The 22455-nt window shown below is 73.4% G+C and carries 10 protein-coding genes; 1 reads left to right on the forward strand and 9 read right to left on the reverse strand.

The features are described 5' to 3' along the window. Window positions 1-472 precede the first annotated feature (472 nt). Window positions 473-1165, forward strand: a complete 693-nt coding sequence (locus tag ACIF9R_RS12965) for a phosphotransferase family protein (RefSeq protein WP_234318560.1) — start codon at window positions 473-475, stop codon at window positions 1163-1165. Window positions 1166-1182: 17 nt separating this feature from the next. On the opposite strand, the gene ACIF9R_RS12970 is transcribed toward ACIF9R_RS12965, so the two are convergent. The 9 genes from ACIF9R_RS12970 to ACIF9R_RS13010 form a co-directional block, all read right to left on the reverse strand. After that, window positions 1183-2007, reverse strand: a complete 825-nt coding sequence (locus ACIF9R_RS12970; protein WP_399978246.1) for a hypothetical protein — start codon at window positions 2005-2007, stop codon at window positions 1183-1185. Between the two features lie 30 nt (window positions 2008-2037). Then, window positions 2038-3711 carry an urease subunit alpha gene (locus ACIF9R_RS12975; RefSeq protein WP_399978248.1) on the reverse strand — a complete coding sequence of 558 codons (1674 nt, stop codon included), beginning with the start codon at window positions 3709-3711 and terminating at the stop codon, window positions 2038-2040. Next, a complete protein-coding gene (ureA, locus tag ACIF9R_RS12980; RefSeq protein WP_360728717.1) occupies window positions 3708-4418 on the reverse strand; it encodes an urease subunit gamma in 711 nt (236 codons plus the stop codon). Before ureA ends, ACIF9R_RS12975 begins: the two co-directional genes overlap by 4 nt. A 31-nt stretch (window positions 4419-4449) precedes the next feature. Further along, window positions 4450-6036: a hypothetical protein gene (locus ACIF9R_RS12985; RefSeq protein WP_360728719.1), complete on the reverse strand. Its 1587-nt coding sequence runs from the start codon at window positions 6034-6036 to the stop codon at window positions 4450-4452. Window positions 6037-6101: 65 nt separating this feature from the next. Further along, window positions 6102-7031, reverse strand: coding sequence for a phosphotransferase enzyme family protein (locus ACIF9R_RS12990; RefSeq protein WP_399978251.1), 930 nt, complete (start codon window positions 7029-7031; stop codon window positions 6102-6104). Then, window positions 7028-8449, reverse strand: a complete 1422-nt coding sequence (locus ACIF9R_RS12995) for a condensation domain-containing protein (protein WP_399978254.1) — start codon at window positions 8447-8449, stop codon at window positions 7028-7030. The genes ACIF9R_RS12990 and ACIF9R_RS12995 overlap by 4 nt, the downstream gene beginning before the upstream one ends. Further along, the gene (locus tag ACIF9R_RS13000; protein ID WP_399978257.1) at window positions 8446-13947 is read right to left on the reverse strand and encodes an amino acid adenylation domain-containing protein; all 5502 of its coding nucleotides are present in this window, start codon (window positions 13945-13947) and stop codon (window positions 8446-8448) included. Before ACIF9R_RS13000 ends, ACIF9R_RS12995 begins: the two co-directional genes overlap by 4 nt. Before the next feature lie 5 nt (window positions 13948-13952). After that, window positions 13953-18143, reverse strand: coding sequence for an amino acid adenylation domain-containing protein (locus ACIF9R_RS13005; protein WP_399978260.1), 4191 nt, complete (start codon window positions 18141-18143; stop codon window positions 13953-13955). After that, window positions 18140-22378, reverse strand: coding sequence for an FkbM family methyltransferase (locus ACIF9R_RS13010; protein ID WP_399978262.1), 4239 nt, complete (start codon window positions 22376-22378; stop codon window positions 18140-18142). The genes ACIF9R_RS13005 and ACIF9R_RS13010 overlap by 4 nt, the downstream gene beginning before the upstream one ends. Between the last annotated feature and the right edge of the window lie 77 nt (window positions 22379-22455).

Consider the following 22455-nt stretch of genomic DNA (forward strand, 5'->3'; position numbering starts at 1 on the left):
GGCCCCCCCGGCGCCCCCCCCCCCCCCCCCCCCCCCCACCCCCCCCCCCCCCCCCGCCGGGGGGGGCGGCCCCGGGGGGGGGGGGGCGGGGGCCCCCCCCCCCGCGTCGACGCCTCGTCATCCGTTCGGGTGACGTTCGCTACGCGGCCCACGGCGTGAACGCCGTCTCGCCCACATCCGCTCTCAGCATCGCCGCAGGCCACACCGGTGCGCTTTGATCAATTGCGACGCCGGATGCATTGAATTCGATCTTGAGAATGCCGGACTCTACACGCGACAAGGCGAGTTGGGCACCCCGGGACCGCTGCGCAGCGTGGCTCGTATAACATCGCTTGGGTCGCAAGGCGAGCCCTGGTGTCCTAGCGTAGATATGTGCTGCTTGTAAACCCATGGGCCGATTCGGGATCTAGGTATGGGAGCGGCTTGAATGACTGATGCGCCTGGTGGTGCGGTCCCGCTTTCCGGTGGAAGGATGACCGACGGCGTCGTTAAGGTCGATGATTCCGTGCGCAGGCCGGTATCGGATTCCTCGGAATTCGTCGCCACCCTTCTGAAGGTTTTCGAACAGCAAGGATTCGACGGCGCTCCGAAATATCTCGGACAGGCCGACGGGATGGACATTCTTAGTTTTCTCCCCGGCGAGGTCCCGGCGCGTTTCCAGGTGTGGGAGGACGGTCAGGTGGCGGCGGCCGGAGCGCTGCTGAGGGCCATGCACGACGCCACTCGTGGTAGCGAGCTGGCCGGCCGCTCGCCCGTGGTGTGTCATCACGATGCCGCCCCGAACAATGCCGTTTTCGTCGATGGGCTGCCCACCGCGTGGATCGATTTCGACACCGCGGCGCCCGGCTCACCCCTGGAAGACCTCGGCTATGCCGCGTGGACGTGGTGCATCGCGTCCAAGTGCACCGTCCCGGTGGAGCGGCAGGCGGAGCAGGTGAAGATCCTCGCCGACGCCTACGGCCTCCAGGGCCCGGAACGCGGTGCGGTGGTCGACGCCATCCTCGAGCGGCAGGCGCGCAACGCCCGGTTCTGGGCGGAGCTGATGGCCTCCCCCGACACCGCGCCCGCCGAGCCCGAAGTGCTGGCCTCCCGGATCGAGTGGAGCCGCCGCGAGTTCGCGTTCACCGCATCGAACCGGTCGGTGTTCGAGGACGCCCTGGCCTGAGCCGGCCCTGTCGCGCTTCAGACGGTGGGCGGGGCCAGGACCGGTGCCGGGGGCAGCCCGAACATCGAGCCGCTGGTCCGTGCCAGTGCCGCGACGTCCACGGCTTCGCCCCCTGCCGTGACGTAGGGGGCGATGTTCCGGTCCAGCCTGGGGTTGACCAGGAAGAGTGTGGTGATGCGCCGCTCCAGCTGGTGGTTGCGGACCTGGTGGTAGAGCGGCGGGATGTGGCCGGCGGTCATCGCGGTGAGCACGCTGCCGGGCATGACGAGCAGGCGGCCGTCTCCGACGGTCGCCTGCTTCATCTCTCCGTCGGTCTCGATCTCCAGCCCGGGGCCGTCGGAGGTGGCGAGGGTGAACAGGTGGCCGTCCTCGTGGCGGTCCTGAAGGAGGTCTCGCTCGGGCTCGCGGAGGTACCAGTTGATCTCCAGGTAGGACGAGGTGCGGAACTGCAGGTCGTCGCGGTAGCCGTAGTGGGCCGCCAGGCCGGCCAGCACCTGGTCGGCAGCGTCGGCGGCGACCCGCCAGTACCCGGCCAGGGCCTTGAGGAACGGTGCGACGGTGTCGGCCTCGTGCCCGGGGACCTTGGCCGGGTCGTTCGCCCAGTAGGTGAACGAGCTGTTCATGTCGGGCCGTTCAGGGCTGACGGAGTACTGGCGCCCGTAGGGCCGGTAGCCGAAGTTGAAGTCGCTGCTGCCGTGCCGGAGCTTGGTCTCCTCGTCCTGGGTGAAGAACCGCGCTGCGTGGGTGCGCAGCTTCGCGAGGACCTCGGCGTCTTCGGCGGGCAGGGGGATCGTCACGTGGCCGCGGTCGAGGAGGTCGCGGGCCGGGCTGGTGAGGGACATACGGGCGCTCCTGGGTGTCTCGGGCCTGGGTTACAGGAAGTAGAGCTGGCTGAGAGCGGTGGCCTGGGCGGGCGGGGAGTTGATGGGATCGCCGTCGAGGGTGACCCGTCCGGTGCCCGGGTGGACGCGGACGTCACTGAGTCGGTCGTTGCGGTTCATGTCGGCCAGGCCGATCGTGCGGGTGTCGCGGACGGCGACCCGGCGGCGCTGGGTCGGCAGGGTGTCGGTGCCGCTGTCGTGCGCGGACCGGCTGACGAAGGCGACAGACAGGTCGGCTGCGGTCGCACCGTACGCGCCGACCTGCGGTCCCAGGACGAGGGGCTGGCTCGTCTCGGTGGAGGCGTTGGGGTCGCCGATGACGCCCCAGGCGGGGTAGCCGGCCTTGAGGACGAGCTGCGGCTTGGCACCGAAGTAGGCGGGGTTCCACAGCACGATGTCCGCGAGGCGGCCGGGGGTGAGCGCGCCGACCTCGTGGGCCATGCCGTGGGCGATGGCCGGGTTGATGGTGAGCTTAGCGGTATAGCGCAGGACGCGTTCGTTGTCGTCACCGCCCGGCTCGGGGTCCAAGGCGCGCATCTTGGCGGCGATGGCGAAGGTGCGGCGGACGGTCTCCCCGATGCGGCCCATGGCCTGGGAGTCGGAGGAGGTGATGGGGATGACCCCGAGGTCATGGAGGACGTCCTCGGCGCCGAGCGTGCCGGTGCGGATCCGGTCGTGGGCCATCCGCCGGCAGTCGGGGTCGTCCGGGTCGAGCCGGTGGACGGTGGCGATCATGTTCAGGTGCTCGGCGGCGGTGTCGCGGGTGTAGGGCAGGCTCGGGTTGGTGGAGGACCCGATGATGTTCGCCAGGCCGGCCATCTGCAGGACGTTCGGGGCGTGGCCGCCGCCGCAGCCCTCGACGTGGAAGGCGTGCAGGGTGCGGCCGCTGATGACCGCGAGGGTGTCCTGGACGAACATGGCCTCGTTGAGGGTGTCGCTGTGCAGCGCGACCTGGACGTCGTGGTCGTCGGCGACGGTCAGGGCGGTGTCCAGGGCGCGGGCGTGGGCGCCCATGTCCTCGTGGACCTTGAACCCGGAGGCGCCGCCCTGCTCCAGGGCGCGCAGCAGCGGGTCCGGGTGGGAGGAGGAGCCACGGGCCAGCATGGCGATGTTGACCGGGAAGGCGTCGAAGGCACGCAGAGCGTGGCGCAGTTCGGCGGGGCTGGTGACGCCGCAGCCCCAGGTCGGGCCGAAATTCTGGGAGACGATCGTGGTGACCCCGGAGGCGAGGGCGGCGCCCATGATGCCCGGGGAGCAGAGGTGGACGTGGGTGTCGACGATGCCGGGGGTGGCGATGAGGCCTTCGCCGGGGATGACGGTGGTGCCGGTGCCCGCGAGGACGTCGATGCCCTCCAGGGTGTCGGGGTTGCCGGCGCGGCCGACAGCGGCGATGCGTCCGTCCTTGATGCCGATCGAGGCCTTGCGGATGCCGAGGACGGGGTCGACGAGCAGGACGTTGCTGACGATCAGATCGCAGGTCCGGTCGGTGAGGCGGGCCTGGTAGTGGATGCCGTCGCGGCCGGTCTTGGCGTAGCCGGTCAGAAACTCGTCGCCCGAGCGTTGGGCGTCGGCTTCGACGCGCAGGGTCAGGCCGGTGTCGGCCAGGCGGACGCGGTCACCGGTGGTGGGGCCGTGCTGCTGCGCGTAGGTGAGGTGGCTGCTCACAGGTCGCCTTCCTGGTCGGTGGTGGGGCCGGTATCGAGGTATCCGGCGACGTGGGCGCGGGTGAGCGCGGACTCGCGGGCGCCGGGGGCGTCCAGCGGGCCGTCGACCAGGCCGGCGAAGCCGATGACGACGCGGTCGCCGCCGATCGGGGTCAGCGCGACCTCCTGGCTGGTGCCCGGTTCGAAGCGGGTGCTGGCGCCGACGGGCAGGGCGAGGTGACGGCCGTAGGCGGCGCGGCGGTCGAAGGCCAGGGCGCGGTTGGCCTCGAAGAAGTGGAAGTGCGAGGTGACGGTGACCGGCACGTCGGCGGTGTTGGTGACCTCGACCCGCATGATGTCGGCCAGCCCGGGCGGCGGCTGGTCGGCGGGAAGGACGGCGCCGGGGGCATCGGCCGGGTTGGCGGGCGGCCCGAGGGGGTGGGTGATGACGATGAGCTTGGAGCCGTCGGGGAAGACGGCCTCGACCTGGATCTCGGTCAGGATGCCCGGCACTTCGGGCAGCACGTCCGCGGCGGTGAGGGCCGCGCGCCCGGCGGCGACCGAGTCCTCGAGCCGGCCGCCGTCCCGGGCGGCCTCGCACGCGGCGTGGGCGATGAGCGCGGTCGCCTCGGGCACGTTGAGTCTCACGCCGCGCTGGTGGCGCTCGCGGGCCAGCAGGGTGGCCGTGTACAGCAGCAGCCGGCCCTGCTCGGCGGGGGTCAGGTGCACGACGTCTCCTTCCCGGCGGGGGCGGTCGGGTTTATTCGCCGATGACCACGCCGCAGGCCTTGGCGTGGGATCGGATCGTGGCACGGGCCTGGGCGAGGTCGTCGAAGGTAATCTCGGGCATCAACGCGAGGGTGTAGTCCCGCATTGCGTCCTCCGGCATCACCACGTCCTGGTGCGCCCAGCGGGCCGAGACCGCAGCGAGGGTGGCGTCGTCGGCAACCGTGAGGCCGAGCTTCGCGGCGGCCTGCCGAGCGGCGTCGGGGGTGGTGAGGTAGGTGTAGTCGCGGGCGCCGGGCTGCGGGGAGAGCACCTCCGCGTCGATCGCCGAGAACACGCCGTGCTTGCCGCCTTCGGTGATCAGGGCCAGGATCCGCTCGAGGTTCTCGATCAGCAGGGCCCGGGTCATGCCGATGTGGCCGACGACGAAACCGGCGCGGATCAGCATGCCGTGGTCGCGGGCGACCGTGATCGCCTGCGCGTTGAGTTCGTACAGCTTCTCGGCCTCCGCGAGGACGTTGCGGCGGCGGCCGCCGACCGGCTTGTTCATCGCGGCGAGGGATGTCGCGGCGCCGGCGTCCATGCCGATCATGATCTGGCACACTCCGAGGGAGGTGAGCAGCGCGGTCTTGCGGGGGTCGGCGATGCCGTCGGCGCGGCCGTACCCGACCAGGAGGGGCCGCTCGTTCTCGTTGAGGGCGGACCACCAGGCGGGGGTGTCCGCGGCCATGCCGGTCAGCAGTTGGGCGAACGTCAGGGGCAGTTCGTCGGCGGTCAGGTAGTGGTAGTCGTAGCCGGCGTTCCAGGCGGCCTCGATGGCGGCCCACGCCTGGGCAGGGGTGAGCTGGTTGCGCCACAGCTGCCCGGGGTGGATCGAGCAGAAGGAGCAGGCGTCGTCGGCGGCGAACTTCACGCAGCCGCGGCCGATGTCGACCGGCATGCCGGCCGTGACGGTGCGTCCGAGCAGTTCGTGGATCCGCGGGGCGATCCGGTGGCCGAACTGCCTGGTGTACAGCGGCGTCTGGGGGAAGACCCGGTCCACCAGGGTGTAGTCGTAGCCGGAGAACACCGGCTCGGCCCGCGTAGGGGTGGTGTGGACGAGGCCGTCGGCGCGGTACACCAGACCGGGGAACGCCGTCGGGTCGATCGGCGCCGCGGCCCGCAGGGCGCCGATCAGGTCGGTGAAGGGCCCCACGACCTCGTTGCCGACGAAGCCGTAGTCCAGGCTGGGGGACGCGTTCATGCACACCGTGGGCAGGGAGCTGAAGTGGTCGTTGCCCGCGACGGTGGTGATCCGGGCGTCGGTGTCCTTGGCGTGCCGGGCGATCAGGACACCGGCCTCGTAGTTCGCGGTCAGCATGCCCAGGCAGACCGCCAGAATCCGGTCGGCGTGGGCGGTGATGCACTCCAGGACGTCGTCCAGCGGCGTGATCGTGCCGTCGACGTAGACCGGCTCCAGGGCGGGGTTCGTCGCCAGCGAGGAGACGAGGGACAGTGCGCCCAGGCACAGGAAGTCCGACCAGTCGGAGTGCTCCTCGGGGCGGGTGACGGTCAGCAGCCGGCCGGTGATGACGGTGTTGGAGTTCGGCGGGACGACGACCAGGACAAGATCACGGGGCATGGCGGTCTGCTCTCTGCAGGGTCGGTGCGCGCCCGGCCGGGGCGCGCGGCTCACAGGTGGCCGGCCTACGGCTGAAGGTGCGGCCAGCGGTCGGACAGGGAGTTCGCGAGGTGGTGCATGGCGGCGGCTGAGCGCCCGGAGGGCAGGCGGCGGTGCTCCCGCTGCCAGCGGTGGCGGCGCAGCGCGACGAGCACGGCCGCGTACAGGGCCGCGTCGCGCACCAGGGCGCCGTTCAGCGCGGCTGCGCTGCCCTGCTGGTAGCCGCTCAGCAGGTGGCGGGCGCGTCGCGGGGAGAATCCGCGCCGGCCGCACAGGCCGAGCAGCGCCATCCCCACGTCCAGGTGGGGCAGGTCCAGCGAGCCGTCCTCCCAGTCGAGGAAGATCAGGCTCCGGCCGCCGCGGACGACGATGTTGTCCGGGAACAGGTCGCCGTGGACCGGGACGTGGGGGGCGTCGTGCTCGGTGATGTGGCCGACGGCGTGCCAGGTGGAGCGCGCCCACTGGGCGAACGGCCCGTCGGGCAGCGTGGCCAGGGTGTCGGCGTCGTCGTCGTGCAGTCGCAGATGCGGGGGCAGCGCACTGTCGAAGCCGGCCGCCGCGGTGCGGTGCACCTGCCCGAGGAGGAGCCCGGCCTTGTGGACCAGGCGGACCGGTAGCCGGGCGGGGCTGCGCCCGTCGACGAAGTCGCAGACGATGACCGGCCGGCCGCGGTGGCGGGTGACCCAGCCGCCGGCGCGCAGCGGCCGCAGCCGCGGTGCGGGGGCTCCGGTGAGCTCCAGGTGCCGCAGGAAGCGTGCGTACTCTTCGGCCTGCGTCGGCGACTTCTTGTTCAGCACGGTCACCACGACCGTGCCGGTGTCCGTCTGCGCCTTGAGGTGGACGTTCTCCATACCGCCCGGCAGAGGTCGTGCCCGGCGCAGCGTCAGGCCGTACGCGTCGAGCAGCTCGGCGGCGTCCAGCTCGGAGAGCGGCTCCCCTGCCGCGGCGGTGTTCACCAGGCCTCTGGTCGGGGCGTCGGCAGGGTGGCGGTGATGTCGGCGAGGGTGGTGCGGGGGTGGGTGACGGCGCGCAGCGCCTGGTCGAGGCCGGTGAGCGTGGCCGCGATGGCGGGGCGGGTGGCGGTGTCGGTGCGCCAGGTCAGCGTTCCGGCAAGATGGCCGGCGTGCTCGTCCAGGACCCAGCGCTGCTCGATGCTGGTCGGCGCGCGGCGTGGGCCGACCCGCTCCAGGTCGATGTCCTGGCAGTGCAGGCCGTCCAGGGTGAGCGAGGTGGTGCGCATCGTGTTGAGCGCGAGCGTCACCCGGTACAGCGGGCCTGGCCCGAGGGCGCCGGTGTCGCACAGGTCCTGGTAGAGGTCCTGGATGGGCAGGGCCTGGTGCTCGATGGCCTCGGTGACGGCGGTGTTCGCCTGCGCCACCAGATCCCCGGCGGTCATCGTCGGGTCGACGTGCAGTCGGATCACGGTGGTGTTCACGAAGTAGCCGATCAGGTGCTCGGCTCCGGGCCGAGCCCGGTTGGAGATCATCATGCCGATCCTCACGTCTCGCTCGCTGTCGGCGCGGTGCAGGACCAGGACGAGCGCGGCGAGGAACGGTCCGGCCACGCCCCCGCGCTGCGCGCTGGTGGCCGCGGTCTCGCGCAGGCTCCGGACGAGGTCGGCCGGCACGAGGACCGGGTCGACGTCCACCGGGCTCAGGCCGTCGGCCTGCGGCTCGGCCCGGTGGGCGGGCAGCGGCGGGGCCAGTCGGCGGCGCCAGTAGGCGAGCTGGCGCTGCTCCTCGGGGCCGCCGCGCTCGGCGCGCATCTGCCGGCTGTGGGCGGCGAAGCTGCGGGGGATGGCGGGCAGGTCTGCGTCCCGCCCGGCCCGGGCGGCGTTGTAGAGCTCGGACAGGTCGCGGTAGAGGACGCCGATGGACCAGCCGTCGCTGACGGCGTGGTGGACCTGTAGCAGGAGGACGTGCCGCTCCTGGTCCAGGCGCAGCAGGTGGACGCGGAAGAGCAGGTCGTGGCGGGGGTCGACCAGCCGGGCCGGAGCGTGGCGCAGCAGTTCCTCGGCCGTGGGGAACTGCTGCCCGGCCGCGAGGTCGAGCGTCCCGAGGCTCATCGGATCCGGGGCGCGGTCGGTGACGAGCTGGACGGGTGCGCCATCGGGCCGCCGGCGGAAGGTGGTGCGCAGCGCGGACTGCCGGGCCACGAGCGCGGTGACGGCGCGCCGGAGTGCGGCGACGTCCAGGGGACCGTCGATGCGGATGGCGCCGCTGTCGATCGGGCGCAGCCGGGTCGGCGTGCCCGGAGTGGGCCAGGAGCCGTCGGGCAGGACGAACTCGGCGTCGAACAGGCGCTCCTGGCCGGGCGAGAGCGGCGCGATGTCGGTGACGACCGAGGGCTCGCCGGCGGCGGTGGTCGCGGTCATGCGTGCTCTCCCTCGGTGGCGGGGTGGGCGGGGATGCCTCCGAGGAGGGTGTGCAGCAGTACGAGGCGTTCGCCGCCGGGCAGCAGCCATCGAATGCGGTCGAAGTCGAGGCCGTGCACCGGGGCCAGAGCGAGGCCCGCTCCGGTGGCGGTGTGGCAGAGCAGTTGGCCGATGTAGCCGGCGTTCAGCAGGGCGAGGGGTTCGGCGTCGCATCCGTACAGGGGGGCGGAGTCGGCGGGGTCGGTCGCCAGGAAGATGCTGAAGGCCGCGGTGCCCGCGAGTGGGCGGTTGGCCGGGCCGAGGTGGATGCCGGGGTCGAGGTCGATGTCCGGGACGTGCGGGGTGAGGTCATGGGCGTCGGGGTGGTAGCCGTACAGGCCGCCGGGCAGGCCCTGGACGCGGCCGGGCCGCACGTGGAGATGGGCTTGGACGGCGTACAGGCCGCCGGCTGAGGGGTAGAGGAAGGCGGGCCGGCCGCCGGCATCGGTGCGGCGCAGGCTGTCCAGCAGGTTGGCGAGCGCCTCCAGGGTGACCGGATGGGGGGCGAAGGTGCGCGGGGTGCGGCGCCGCGCCCGGATGTCCAGGTGGCCGGGCGCCCGTTCGGGCAGGGTGCGGGAGGCGGGGGCCGGGCCGTGGGCGGGCCGGGCGGCGCGGAAGGCGGCCCGCTCGGCGGGATCGGTCAGCTGCGGCCAGCCGGACCACACGCCCGGCGCGGTCGGCACCGAGTCGTCGGGAGGCGCGGAGTTGTGCTGGAGGAGGGTGCGCAGGGTTGGGGCGGCGTAGAAGGCTTTCAGGTCGGGGCGCCGGCCGGTGTGCTGTTCGACGGTGTTGGCCAGCCGGATCACGTCGACGGAGGTGATCCCGAAGGCGAGCAGGTCCTGGTCCAGGCCGGGCCGTCCGGGCACGATCGCGGCCAGCGCCGCCCGCAGCTCCTTCTCCAGGCCGGTGTCGTGGCGGGCGGGCCCGGTGGCGGGCTGCGGTGACCGGTGGCCGGGGTCTGCGGCGAGGCGCTCCAGCGCGCCGCGGTCGACTTTGCTGGTGGCGCTCAGAGGCAGCGCGGGCAGGATGGTGAGCGCGGCCGGGAGCATGTGGGCGGGCAGGCGGCGGGCGAGGTCGGCGCGCACCGCGTCCAGGGGGCGGGCGGTGACGGCGAAGGCGGCCAGGCGCCGGTTGGTGCGCTCGCCGGTGGCGACGACGGCGGCCTGCTCGACGCCGGGCACCGCACACAGCGCCGTCTCGACCTCGCGCAGCTCGACACGGTAGCCGCGGATCTTGACCTGGTCGTCGCGGCGGCCGAGGAACTCCAGGGTGCCGTCGGGGCGCAGCCGGCCCCAGTCACCGGTGCGGTAGAGCCTGCGGCCGGTGCGGCCGTCGAAGACGAACGCGGCCTCGGTCAGCTCCGGATCCCGCCAGTAGCCCAGCGCGGTGCCGTGGCCGCCGATGTACAGCTGTCCGGGGACGTGTGCGGGACACGGCAGCAGCTGGTCGTCGAGGACCTGGATGCTCTGCCCGGTCATCGCGGTGCCGTACGGGATGCTCGACCAGGCCGGGTCGAGGTCGCCGATCTCGTGGAGGATCGACCAGATCGAGCCCTCGGTGGCGCCGCCGAGGCTGACGATCCGGCACTTCGGGGCGCGCTCGCGCAGCCGCCCGGGCAGGTTCAGGGGGATCCAGTCGCCGCTGAGCAGGCACACCCGCAGGCTCTCCAGGACCGTGTCGCCGGGGGGCAGGGTGTCCAGGAGCAGGTCCATCAGCACCGGCACCGAGTTCCACACGGTGACGTGCTCGGCGCGGGCCAGGGCGGTCCAGGCGGCAGGGTCCTGGCGCTGGTCGCGGGTGGGCACCACCAGGGTGGCACCGGCCGCGAGGGTGCCGAACAGGTCCCAGACGGCGAGGTCGAACGTGGATGGGGACACCGCCAGCACCGCGTCCGTCGCACCGTTGCCGAAGCGCTCGTTGACGTCGAGAACCGTGTTGAGCGCTCCCTGGTGGGAGATCATGACGCCCTTGGGCCGACCGGTGGAGCCCGAGGTGTAGATCACGTACGCGAGGTCCCCGGCCGTGCGGCTGCGCTGCGTCCGGCCCATCGTCGTTTCGCTGGCGGGGGTGGGGTCGTCGGTGAGGAGGACGGTCAGGCCGGCGGGCAGGCGGGTGCGGGCCCGAGTCTCCTGCTCGGTGACGACGACCGTGGCACCGGTGGCGGCCAGGAGGTCGTGGAGGCGTTCGGCGGGCCAGGCGGGGTCCAGGGGAACGTAGGCGTATCCGGCGAGCAGGACGCCCAGCGTGGCGGCGGCCTGCTCGCGGCCGGGGCGGCACAGCACGGCGACGAGTTCGCCGGCGGGCCCGGCGGCGGTGACCTGGTCGGCGATCTGCCGGGCCGCGGCGGCGAGTTCGCCGTAGGTGGTGCGCTCGCCGTCGCAGACGATCGCGGTGCGCCGCGGGTGCCGGCGGGCCTGCTCGATGAACGGCTCGTGCAGGAGCCGGCCGCCGCCGAGCGGCTCGGCGAGCTCGGGTGCCGGAGCGGAAGCGCTGAGGCGGGGGCGCTCGGGGGCGCCGGGGTCGTCAATCAGGGTGCGCAGCTGAGCGGTGTGGTCGTCGAGCATCGCCTGGACCAGGCCGTCGGGCAGGCGGCCGTCGACGGTGTCGAGGTTGATCACGAGGTGGCCGTCGGCCTGGTAGGTCTGGTAGTCGACCAGGACCTGCGGGGTCTGGCCGATCCCGAACCCGATGGTGCCGGGGAACGGGGTGGCTGGCTCGGAGCCGGGCACCTCCAGGTCGAGGGTGCTGGTGAACACGACAGGCGCGGCCGCCGCGGTCCGGTCCCGGGTCTCCCGCAGGTCCCGCAGGACATCGACTCCGCTGTAGCGGGCGTGGTCGAGGTCGGCCCACAGCCGGCGCTGCAGCGCGCGCAGCCGCTGGCCGAACGTCGGCGCGCCCAGGTCGATGCCGGTCAGGACGGTGGAGGTGAAGTCGCCGACGATCTGGTTGATCTGCGGATGGACGTCGGGCCGGTTGTAGATGGTGGTGTTGAGCAGGAAGGTGCTGCTGTTGGTGAACCGTCCCAGCGTCTCGGCGAAGACGGCCATCAGCAGCGCGGACAGGGTCGCGCCGTGCGCGGCGGCCACCTCGCGCAGCGCGGCGAGGTCGTCGGCGGGCAGGCGCAGCTGCAACCGGGAGAACCGCGGCCGCGACCCTTCGGCGGTGTCCGCAGGCTCGGGCAGGAGCGGCAGCGTGGGCGGTGCGGGCAGGGCCGGGAGCTTCGCCCGCCAGTAGGCGCGGTCGCGTTCGAAGCGCGGGCCGGTGGCCAGAGCGGGCAGGTGGGCCACGTAGTCGGCGAAGGTCAGCTCGAGCACGGGCAGTTCGGCGTCCGGGTCCTCGTAGAGGGCGCGGGCCTCGCGGTAGAGGATCTGCCAGCTCAGCGCGTCGCCGATGAGGAGATCGAAGCTGAGGAACAGGCGGGTGGCCCCGCCGGGCAGTAGGGCCGCCTCGATGGTGAACAGCGGCCAGGTGCCGGTGTCGCGGCGAGCGTGGGACAGGCGCTCGCGCACCTGGGCGAGCTGCGTCTCGGGGTCGGCGTCTGCGCGCAGATCCGTGGTGTGGATCCGGTAGGGCGCCACGTCGGTGAGGATCTGCTGGCGGCCGTCGGGGGTGGTGACGGCTCGCAGCATCGGGTGCCGGTCGATCAGGGCCCGCCACACGGCGGTCAGCCGCTCCAGGTCGGCCTCGGGAAGGTCGGCCTCGGTGTAGAGGTGGGAGTCGACTCCGCCGAGGTCGAAGTCCGCGCTGCGCCCGGTCCAGTAGGCCTGCTGGATACCGGTCAGTGCGAACGGCTCCCCGGTGCCGTCGGACGGGGCGGGGGTGAGCGGCGGTAGCGGGTCGGGCGCGGTGGTCTCGGCGGTGAGGAGGTGGCGCACCCGGGTGGCCAGCGCCCTGGGGGTGCCACTGGTGAGGAGGTCGCCGAGGGTGAGATCGACGCCGAGCGCGGTCCGTAACCGGGCCGCGAGCCGTAGGGCCAGCAGCGAGTGCCCGCCCGCTGCGAGGAAGTCGTCGCCGGCGCCGACCGGCTGGCCGAGGACATCGGCGAAAGCGTCGATCAGCACCCGCACCAGCGGGTCGCTGTCGTCGGCCGTCCGGCCGGACGCCGGGAGGGCGCCCGTCTGGGGCCGGCGGGGCTGGAAGGGGGTGAGGTCGCAGATGGCCGCGGTCAGGTCGGTGACCGGAACCGTCGCCTCGTCGGCCAGCCGGTGCAGCATCGTATGCAGGGCGTGCAGCACGGTGCGGGCGTCGTCGTCACCGACGCGGGTGCGGTCGTTGACCAGGCGCAGCCGCAGTCCGTCGAAGGTCTCGACGACCAGGGCGAGCGGGTGGCGGGTGCGTCCGCCCTCGGACCGGATCCCGGCCGTCTCCAGCACCAGGCCGGGCCGGGTGCCGCGGTCGCCGGTGTGTGGGTAGTTGGCGATCGACACCACGCTGTCGTACAGGGCGCCGCCCGGCGCGAGCCCGGCCCAGGCGTACAGGTCGGCGGTGGAGCAGGCACTGTTCGCCTCCGCCTCGGCGAGCAGGTCCTGGATGGCGCTCACCCAACGGCCGGCGTCCCCTGCCGGGGCGGGCAGCCGGATCGGCACGGTCGTCGCGACGGGCCCGATCAGGTCGGTGACGCCGGGGAAGGCGACCGTGCGCCCCGAGAGGGTGACTCCGATGGCGATGTCGTCGCGGCCGCGCTGCCGGGCGGCGACCAGGCCCCAGCAGGAGATCAGCACGGCCGCCGCCGTGGTGCCGTGCGTGCGGGCGAAGCCGGCCAAGGCCCCGGCGGTGGCCGCGTTCACGTCGAGGTGGTACTGCCCGTGCCGCTCCTGGTCCGGGAGCAGCGAGTGCTCGGCGACCGCGGGCAGCGGCTGGTACCCGGCCAGGCGCTCCGCCCAGTACGCCCGCTGCCAGCCGCGGTCTTGGGCGGCGAGCCAGCGCGCGTACGCGCCGAACCCCGCCCGCGCGGCCGGGACGTCCCCGGCGTATCGCTGCAGGAGTTCGTCGACGAGCGCGAGGTGCGACCAGCCGTCCAGCACGCCGTGGTGGTGGGTCCACACCAGGTGGTGCCGCTCACCATCGAGGTGCTGCACGGCCAGGCGCAGCAGCGGCGGCCGCGTCAGGTCGAACGGCTCGGCCCGCTCGGTACGCAGCAGCTCTTCCAGGTCGGCCTGCTGGCGGTCGGTGGCGTGACGGCGGCTGTCCACGACGCCGATCGCGCTCTCGCTCCGGGTGAGGACGACTTGCTGCGGATCGGCGGCCAGGTTCCAGGCGAGGCCGGTCCGCAGGATCTCGTGGCTGGCGATCATCCCCGCCAGGGCGCGCTCCAGACGGGATACCTCCAGCGGCCCGGCCAGGGGGAGAACAGCCTGCTCGACGAAAAGGGCGTCCTCGGGGGAGGCGAGCGTGCCGAGAAGGAAGCCCTGCTGCACGGAGGTGGCGGGGTGGACTGCGGCGATCGTGCGGTCGGTCATGATCGTCATCCCTCGAACGTGGCGGTGATCCGGCTCAGGTCGGCGGCCGAGAGTCCGGCCGGCCCGGTGGCGGTCTGCGGGCGGATGGTGAACGTGGCGGCCGCGCGGCGGGCGAAGGCGTCAGCGAGGCGCTGGACGGTGGCGGCCGGGATGAACGCCTCGTCGAAGCGCCACCTGACCTCGACCGCCTCCGGCCCGGTCCACACCACGGCCTCCAGGCCGAACAGCGGGTTCGCGGCGGCGTCCGGAAGGTCGGGGCCGCAGCCGGCCGGAAGGTCGCCCAGGTAGTTCAGCGCCACCGGCGGCAGCGCCCCCGTCCAATCCCGGGGCTCCTCGATCCGGCAGTGCAGGGCGGCGGCCAGCGCCGACGGGTCGCAGAGCACATGCTGCTCGGCTCGCAGCGGCCGGAAGTCGGTGAGCCAGCCCACCGCAGTCGCCAGGTCGAGCCCGGGACGGTCACGGCCATGGAGCTCGGCGCACAGCGCGGGCGGCAGGTCCGGGCGTACCTCGGCGAGCGCACCCAGCAACCCGGCCCCCAGCACGGCGAGAACCCATCGCGGTGCGTCCTGCTGCGCATCGGCCAGGGCCCGGCGGGCGCCCGCGCCCAGCCGCGAGACGGCGGTACGGCACGCGGTCGGCCCGCCGGACCCGGGCCAGGTGGGGAAGAGCGTCGCGGGCCGTCCGTCCTCGTCCCGCAGCCACACCCCGTACCCGTCCCCGCGCCGCTGTACCAGCTGGGCCGGGCGCGCGTAGGCATGCCAAAGCTCCTGGTTCAGGCTCTGCAGGGAGACGACGTCGGCGACCAGGTGGTGGACGATCCACACGACCCTCTCCGCCTGGCCGGCGGCACGGATCAGGCACAGGCCCACCAGCCGGCCGGCGAGGTCGAACCCGTCCTCCACGCGCTCCAGGACGCCGGCCACGGCCTGCTCCCGCTCGGCGGCCGGGACGCCGTCCAAATCGAGGACGTGTACGGGCACCGGGCCGGGCTCGCCCAACCGGGCCGTCCACCGGCCGTCGGCGTGCGTGAACGACGTCCACAGCGCCTCATGCCCGGCGACGGTCGCGGCGAGTGCCCGCTCCAGGCGCCCGGTGTCGACCGGGGCGGGAGCGTTAGCGCTCCACCGCACAGTCCACCGCTCGGGTCGGGGGGCGGCGCGCGCGAGGAACCCGGCCTGGTAGGGCGTCAGCGGCACAGGCCCTGGATCCACCGCGTCCCGCACGCCGGCCGGGCGCGCGACGGCCGCGATCCGGCGCAGGGTCCGGCGCTGAAGGATGTCGTGCACGGTCAGCTCCAGGCCCGCCCGCTGCGCCCGGCCGGCCAGCAGGACCGCCTTGATGGAGTCGCCACCCTCGGCGAAGAAGTTGGCGTCCGGGCTGCTCGGCGGCGTGGAGAGGACCTCGCTCCACAGCGCGGCGACCACGGCGAGCTGCGGGTCGGCCGCGTCCAGCGCCTCCTCCCCGGTGGCGGGCGCGGGGCGTTCGGCCAGCTCCCGGCGGTCGATCTTGCCGTTGCCGCGCAGCGGCAGCCGGTCGAGGACCTCGTACCGGTCGGGGCGAGCGTAGAACGGCAGCCGGTCGGCCGCGAGCGCAGCTGCAGCCTCGGGAAGGGCGGCCGGGTCGACGCCAGGGGCGGGGACGAGGAACGCGGCGAGCACCGATGTGCCGCCGGTGGTGGTGACGGCGGCCGCTGTGATGCCGGGGTGGCCGGTCAGGACGGCTTCGATCTCGCCGGGTTCGATGCGGTAGCCGTGGATCTTGAGCTGGTCGTCGCTGCGGCCGAGCATCACCAGCTGCCCGCCGGGGCCAAGGAGGGCGAGGTCACCGGTCCGGTAGGAGCGGGTGCCGGTGTGCGGGTCGGTGGTGAAGCGGGCGGCGGTCTCGGCGAACCGGTCCAGGTAGCCGGCCGCGACACCGGGCCCGGTGACGACGAGTTCCCCGGCGGTGCCGGGCAGGGCGAGCCGGCCATCCGGCGTGCGCAGCTCGATCGTCGTGTTGTGGATCGGCGTGCCGATGGGCACCGGGCCGGCCGCCGGGTGCTCGCCCAGGCGCAGGGTGTGGGCGCAGCAGCCGACGGTGGCCTCGGTGGGTCCGTACTCGTTGGTGACGAGCAGGCCGGGTGCGTCCAGGAGGTCCAGGGTGGCGGCGGTCAGTTGCTCGCCGCCGACGACCAGGTGCCGGGCGGCCCGGGTGATCTGGGCGCCGGTCAGGAAGGTGGTGAGCAGGCGCAGGCCGCCGGGGGTGACCTTCAGCGGGCTCAGGTCGCGGGTCCGGGTGAGGGCTGTGGCCAGGTCCGTGGGCTCGTCGGAGGGCAGCAGGGTGACGGCCTGGCCTGTCAGCAGCGGCAGGAACAGGCTGGTGATGGTCATGTCGACGCTGATCGAGGAATGGGCCAGGGTGCCGCTGCCGTCCGTGGTGCCGTAGTGGCGTGAGGCCCAGCGGAGGTAGTTCATCAGGGCCGTGTGGCTGATGGGGACACCCTTGGGGCGGCCGGTCGAGCCGGAGGTGTAGATCACGTACACGTCCGTCTCCGGTCCGGCCGCGACCAGCTCCCGTCCGGCCGCCGGGGTGCCGGGTGGCAGCGCGTCGATGCGCAGGACGGGCGCGCGGCCGCCCGGCGGGAGGTCGGGGCGGTGCTGGTCCGTGACGAGCAGTCGCGGGTCGGTGTCCGCGAGCAGGTCGGTCACCCGGCCGGCAGGCAGGGCTGGGTCGATCGGCACGAACGCGGCGCCGCGGCGGGCGACGGCCAGCAGCACAGCCAGCAGTGGCACCCGGCGGCTCATGCACACGGCCACCCGGTCCCCGGCGGCCACGCCCCGCCCGGCCAGCGTCCGGGCGAACGCGGCGCTGGCGGCGTGCAGTTCGCGGTAGGTGACCTCCTGGTCGTCGTCGCGGGCGGCGCAGGCTCCCGGGGTGCGCGCCGCCTGGGCGTCGAAGGCCTCCACCAAGGTGGCGGGCGCCGCAGTACCAGCCCCGGCCTGGTCGGCGCCGTGCACGCGGCTGCCGTAGGTGAGCGGGTCCAGGATCCGCGAGGCCGCGGCCTCGGCCGGGGTGTCGATGTGGTCCGGCAGGCCGGTGCACAGGGCAGCCAGCCAGTCGGCCAAGCGTCGGCCGCTTTCCTCGGTGACGGCGGCGCGATCCGCGTCCACGGTGAGGCGGAGCCGGCTGCCGGCGTGCAGGGAGTGCAGGTCGAGGCGGATGCGGTCGGTCGCAACCTGCAGCGCTTCGACGGTGACGTCCAGGTCCGGTCCGAAGTCCAGCATGGGCGCATCCACGTGCCGGAATCCGGCGGTGAACTCGCCGCCCGGTTGCGGGTGGGTGAAGAAGTCGCCGAATCGGGCGGCGAGCACGTTCTCGTGGTGGGAACCGCGGACGGCATCCGCGAGTGTGTCGGCGGTCTGCGGGCGTACCGGCACGGGGACGCAGCGGCCCAGCAGACCGATCGTGTCCGGCAGCTGCTCCACCGGTCCGGGGGTGAACAGGCCCAGGGCCCCGTCCTCGCCGGGCGCGATCCGGTTCAGCAGCAGCCGCCACGCCGTCACCACGACGGCGTCCACGCCGACATCGAGGTCCCGGGCGAGGCGGACGAGCCGGTCTCCGGCAGCGTCGTCCAGCGGCACGGGAAGGTGCAGGCGCGGGCCGGGCGTGGCGGTGCGCATTACCAGAGCGCGGGCCAGGTTCTCCGCCGCCGTGTCCAGCCGGCGGGTCTGCCAGTGCTCGCGGCCGGCGGCGGCTCCCGGGTCGGTGAGCAGGCCGGTGAGGAAGGCGTCGACCGTCTGCGGGTCCGGGCCGCCCGCCCCGGCGGCGGCCTTGGTCCGGTAGCCGGCGGCGAGGGCCGCGGCGGCCCGCAGCAGGCCGGTGGTGTCCACCGAGCCGAGCGCCGGGCTCAGGCATAGGGTGTGGCTGCCGTCGGCGATGCGGACGAGCCGGACCAGGGGCTGCTCCCCGCTGGTGGCGATGGTGCCGAGGCGGCGGCGCAGCGCGGGGTGCTCGCGCACGGTGTGCTCGGCGGCCGCGCGGAGCCGGTCCGCGTCCAGCAGTCCGGTCAGCCGCAGTTCGAGGGTCGGGGCGGTGAAGGCGGCCTCGGGGTGGGAGGCCAGGTGGAGGTGCTGCGGTGCGGCCGGTGCGACGGTCGCACCATCGGTGGCGTCGATCTGCCACACGGTGGTGGCGGGTCGGGGACTCGTGGTGGTCACCGGGATTCGCCGTCCTCTCGCAGGTTGGCCAATCGGTCACGGACCAGGTCGTACACGGTGGCGGTACCGGGCCGCAGAAGGTCCCGCAGCCTCTGCAGGGGCAGTTCGGGCAGGGTGCAGAGCGCGGCTAGGACGAGCGGGTACGCCTCGGCCAGCCACGGCGGATCCACGGGGTGACGGGCGCGGGCGTCGAACCGCAGCAGCGCGCTGGCGCCGTCGGCGTGCTCCTGGACGTCGAGCATCAGCGGGTACGGCACCGGCCACAGGGCCGGTTCGCTGCCCGTGATGGTGCAGCCGTCGAAGCGCAGCGGGTGCGTGGCGGGTGGCTGCAGGGTGAAGAGCGTGTCGAAGACCGCCCCGGCGCCGTCGGCGACCAGCCCGTAGGGCACCTCGGCGTGGCTCAGCGCCTCAGCCACGGCGGCAACTGCCGTATCGAGGTACCCGCCTGCGGTGGCGGACCAGTCAAAGTGGACAGGGACGGGCACGAGGTTGGCGAAGAAGCCGATTGTGTCGGCGAACACCTCCTCGTTACGGCCCGCGACCGGGCAGCCTGTCACCACCGCATCCGTGCTGACCGCGACCGCGAGCAGGAGCTGCCAGGCAGCGAGGTGGACCGCGACCGGAGTGACGGACCGGCTTCGCGCCGCCGCCCGCACCGAAGCCAGAAGGTCGGAGTCCAGTGCGAAGCGAAGGTGGCGGGGCTCGGCGGGCAGACCGGAGGGCGTGCTCCAGGGGCGGGCGGACGCCCGGTCGAGCGCGGCGCGGACGGCGGCCGCGCCCTGGTCGAACGCGGCGCTCTCGCGCCGCCGAACGGCCGCGGCACTGTACTGGGCGAACGTCGCACCGACCGGAACGCCGGCCAGGGCCTTGGGGTCCGCGTACAGGGCGCCCAGGTCGCGCTGGAGAATGTCGACGGACCAGCCGTCGCCCGCGCTGTGGTGCAGCATGAGCAGCAGCTCATGGTCGTCCGGGCCCAGCCGCAGCACGGCCGCGCGCAGCATCACGTCCCGGCCGATGTCGAACCTCGCCGAGAAGAACCGGCGGGCCAGCAGGTCCGCCTGGCCGGGACGCTCGGTCTCCGGCAGGCTCGACACCTCGTGGACCTCAATGTCGACCCCCTCGCCGGCGGTCAGGCGGCGCTGCACCAGTGCCCCTCCGTCGTCGACCAGCACAGTGCGCAGGGCCGGGTGCCGGGCGACGACCACCTCCAGCGCCGAGCGCAGCCGGCCGAGATCGAGCGGGCCAGTGACCCGGTACGTCAGGGGGATGACCTGGGCGTTTCCGCACCCGCCAAGCGCCTCCGCTGCCCAGACTCGCTGCTGCCCGAGCGACGCCGGCGCGGCCTCCGCGTCCTGCGACAGCTCGATGGCCGGCTGTCGCCCCGCGCCCGCCTGCCGGGCCGCCCCGCGGACGGTCGGATGCGCCAGAAGCTCGTGGACCGCCAGCTCAACCCCGTGTCGGCGAAGGCGCGCGCAGATCACCGCGGCGGTCAGCGAGTCGCAGCCCAACATGAACAGGTCGTCGTGGGCGCCGATCGGCGCGACCTTGAGCGTCTCCTCCCACACCGCAGCGATCCGGCGCTCCGTCTCGGTCTGCGGCACGACGTAGGGGGTGGTGGACGTCGTCTCGCCGGGGCGCTGGTAGGCATCAGCGGCCCGCGCGGCGGCCTGCTGCGAGACGGGCCAGCGCACCCGCGACGGAACCCCGGTGGGCGGGCACTCACCGGCGATCGGGGCCGCGGCGACCTGTGCCGCGGTGAGGAGCCGCCAGTCCAGTGCTACGGCGGCCGAAGCATTTACCAGATCGGGAGCACCGGTGAGGCCGAACCGGGTACGGGCCGCGTCGGCGAACTCCAGCGCTGGCCGGTTGCGCGACCCGGGCGTGCCGGTGAGCGCGATGCTGTCCAGACCGAGGGCGGTGGCATGCTCGGCCAGCTCCCGTAGGACGCACCACTCGACGTTGCGTCCCAGAGCGCGGCAGCTGACGAAGAAGTCCCGGACTCGCAGCACCCGGCCGTCGGCCTCGGCCGAGACGAAGGCGACGAGCCCGTAGTCGCCGAAGCGGTCGCGCACCCGGACCGACAGCGTCACCCCGGTGCCGGCGAGTACCTGGCGGATCGTTCCGGGCGTATGGCCGCGCAGCGCCAAGTTGAACTGGGTAGTGCGGGCCGCGAGCTGCGCGATCCGCTCCACCTCATCCTCCACGGCGAGGGACACCTCCACACGAAGGTCCAGCTGCTCCAGGTACTCGGCCGTTGTCGCCGCTTGCGCTGCGGCTGTCCGGCGCCGGGCCTCCCCCGCGATCAAGGCCGTCCGCGCGTGGTCCTCCGCGGTCCCGGTGCCTTCCAAACCCAGCTGCCACGTCCCGCGCAGGGCGGCGGGGAACTCCCGCGGGTCCGCCGGCAGGTCGACGACCGTGATCCCCGGGTGCGCGATGGCCACCTCGGCGCGCTCAGCCGCACTGTCGTCGACGAAGACCAGCGACTCCACCGCGAAGCCCAGTTCCTCAGCGATCTCGCCGACGGCGACGGACTTTGGGCCCCAGCCCGCTCGCACCGCCACGAAGTCCCCCAGACCCAGCGGCATGCCCGGGTGAGCGGCGAAAACCGCCTCCAGGTCGGCAAGGTTGTTGCGCGAGCACAGGCACAGCACCCGCCCGGCCGCGAGCTGCTCCCGTAGCATCTCCTGCATCTGCCGGTAGGGGCCGTCGGCGTCCACGTTCTCGGGCCCGATCTCGCCACACACCCCGCCCCACAGCGTGTTGTCACCGTCTACGACCACAGCCTTGGCCACCGGCCGCTGCGCGGCAGTCATCCGTCGCAGCACCGCCTCTGCCCACGCCAGCACCACGCTCGGTTTCTCTGTAGCGAGGTCGGCCGACGCGAGGGGCGGCGGCTCGACCCAGCTGAGGCCGCGGGCTTCGACGGCCTGACGGGCGATCCGGGTCTCGGCGAGCATCGCACCGGGGGGAGAGGTCACGTACAGCGGCAGGCCTGATGTTTGGGCCCAGCGTTCGGCGGCCGCGATCTGGCGCTTCATCCACGGGGCCTCGGGGCGCGAGGCCCCGGGCCGCAGACCGTACAGCATGTAGATCTCCGACCCGGCGAACAGCGCGTCCTGTTCAACGACCGTCTCGAAGCCTTGGCGCTGGAGGAGGGCTCGGAGCCTGTTCACCCGTCCGTCCCGGTCGTGGACTTCGGCGACGACCTGGCCGATGAGGGGCCAGTGTTCGTCGTCGATGCCGGCGAGGACTTCTTCCTCGGCACGCTCGGCGTCGACCTTCAGCAGGTGGATACGGCTCACGGCGGTGTCGCGGATCCAGTCCGACAGGCGAATCACCGGAACTTGGAGCTCCTGCCGGTCAGCCGTACGCGCGCGGGCTGTCGGCGCGAGGGCCTCGGCGGCGGCCGCCCGTAGCCCGGCCGGGAGTCCGGGAAGTGCCTCGGCCTGGTGGCGGGCGTACTCCCCCACGATGTGCTGGTCGCCCTCGGCGTCGGCGTAGAAGCCGGACTGCAGCGACGACTGCGGGTAGAAGGTGAGCGCCCGGACGTCGGCACTCGCTCCGACGGCAGCGCAGGTCACCGTGCCGCTGACCCCGTACAGGCTCATGTTCGCCTTCAGGGCACGGGCAACGACGGGGACCGGTTCGAAGGCGTGGACCGTGACCTTGCTCGCCTGCGAAGCAACAAACAGCGCGAACATCCCGATGTTGGCCCCGACATCGACGACGAGGTCGCCGTCGCAGAGCTGCAAGCCGTGCCGCAGGTACTGGTTGCGGACAACGATCTCGCCATAGAGCTCACGCGTTTCGTTCGCGTTCACCTCCGCGATAGGGCGGCCGTCCGGCAGCGCCCTCAGTCCAGTCTCCAGCGCGTCCCCACCTTCCGGGCCGGCCTCGGGCCTCGGCTGCGGGAGGCTGCCGAGCCCTTGCTTGAGGACGACGAGATTCGCTCCCCACTCCGTCGGCCGAGGCCCGCCTTCAGTCAGCCCCGGTGCCCGGGTCTCCTCGGCTTTGACGCGGTGCACCGTCACGGGCAGTCCGACCGCATGCCCCCAGCCGCACAGCGCGGCGGTCACTTCCGCAAGGCCTGTACCACCCAGGATCTGGATCTCGAAGGCCGGCAGCCGGATCCGGTCCGCGGCCTGCTCCACGGTCAGGTCCGGTACGGCAGTCAGGGCATGCAGCACGGCTCCAACCTGGTCGGAGAGCGCCCGCAGCGTGTCTTCGTCAGCCATGCCGGGCAGAGCGCTGAGGGTCCACTCCCAGCCCTCCGGAACGACGCGAACCGAGCAGGCGAACGGGGACAGTGCCG

The organism is Streptomyces sp. NPDC086080 (assembly GCF_044540255.1).
GTDB lineage: Bacteria > Actinomycetota > Actinomycetes > Streptomycetales > Streptomycetaceae > Streptomyces.